This window comes from Pedobacter sp. 01N416, assembly GCF_056399685.1.
The window spans coordinates 1-1,706 of sequence record NZ_JBFTRT010000802.1 but is presented as its reverse complement, the minus strand read 5'-3'; the positions used below and the strand labels follow the sequence as shown (position 1 = coordinate 1,706).

The 1,706-nt window shown below is 40.2% G+C and carries 1 protein-coding gene; it reads left to right on the top strand.

What is annotated here, in order from left to right:
- The coding region (locus tag AC1DND_RS27310) for a RagB/SusD family nutrient uptake outer membrane protein (protein WP_477585923.1) at positions 1-1,706 on the top strand (1,706 nt) is incomplete at both ends.

The window sequence follows — 1,706 nt, the reverse complement described above, 5'->3', positions numbered from 1 at the left end:
GGTTATATTAACTGCGAGCTGCAAAGACAGTTTTTTAGAAGAGAAAAAAGATTATGCAGGCTTTAATGAGCAGGTTTTTCAAGAAGCCTCACTGGCTCAGGGCTATGTAGATTATGTATACGGGTTGTTTTTACCAGCAAACAATGGCACTCCAAATGTGCAGGTGCAGAGTGCTACAGATAACGGCACTTACAGTTCGGCATTTACTCAAACTACCGATGAGCTGGCAGGTGAAACGGATTGGAATAAAGAATGGGCCCAAATTTCATATGTAAATACAAATGCATTAAAATACTTTGGACAACGTTTGCCAAATAGTGTAGCCAATAACACCTGGACACGCATGAAAGAGATCAATCTTTTTCTACAGGAAATTGATAAGCATGGTTTAACAACAGATATAACCAATAAGTTTAAAGGACAGATGTACTTTTGGAGAGCCTGGCAATATTTCGAACTGGTAAAGTTATATGGCGGGGTACCACTGGTTTTAACGCCTCAAGATCCAATTGTTTCTTCCGGACCTGCGAATGAAATACAAAGAAGCTCATCTTCTGCCTGTATAGAACAGATTGTTAAAGACTTGGATATGGCCATCTCCTTATTGCCTGGAAAATGGACAGGAGTAGATAATGGTAGAATTACATCAGGCGCAGCTGCTGCGCTAAAAGGTAGGGTATTGTTAACATGGGCAAGCCCACTTTTTAACCGCACCGATGACAGGGCACGTTGGGATAGAGCCTACCAAGCAAATTTAGCAGCCAAAACTTTATTAGAAGCTAATGGCTTTGGCTTATATAAAGTAGGAGGAACAGCAAATGGAGTGGCCTGGGGAAATATGTTTATAGCTGATAACAGTATCGAATCTGTATTCGCTTTTGGCTTTAATGCATTAACAACCGGAAATCCACAAAAAAACAACGGTTGGGAACAAGCTACCAGATCGAGAGAAATTAATGGCGGAGGATCAATATCGCCAACCAAACAGATTGTGGATGCTTTTCCGATGAGGGATGGTAAATCTATTAATGCTTCATCTGCTGCATATCCATATTCGGACGCTAAATTTTACAAAAACAGAGACCCTAGGTTTTATAAAACATTTGTATATAATGGAGCCATCTGGCCGTATTCGGGTGCAACTAATTATAAGCAATGGACTTATGTTTGGAAAAAAACGTCAACAGCTGGCTATAATGGCACTACTGAAACAAAAGGAGCCAATGCAAGCGGTATATATTTATGTAAAGCAAATAATCCAAACGCAAACAATACAATTGGTAACTTTAGCAATAGTCCAACCGACTATATGGAGATAAGATTTGCAGAAGTTGTACTAAATCTTGCTGAATCAGCTATCGGTGCAGATAAACTTAGCGAAGGTTTTGAAGGCATTAAATCTATAAGAGATAGGGCAGGCATTTTAGCCGGTACAGACGGGTCTTATGGTTTGGATGTTGGTTTAAGCCGCGACCAATTATTTGCAGCTGCTTTAAACGAAAGAAAAGTAGAATTCGCCTACGAAAGCAAACGCTTCTGGGATCTAAGAAGATGGATGCTTTTTGAATCTGGTCCTACCGCCACAAGGTTAGGTTTTACACCATTAAATGGCACGCGTAGAACAGGGTTTTATATTGGAGTTAAAACACTTGCAGGTGCTGATTACGTTGGTGCAAATGATCCTTTATTAAAACCGGCCTCAGGAA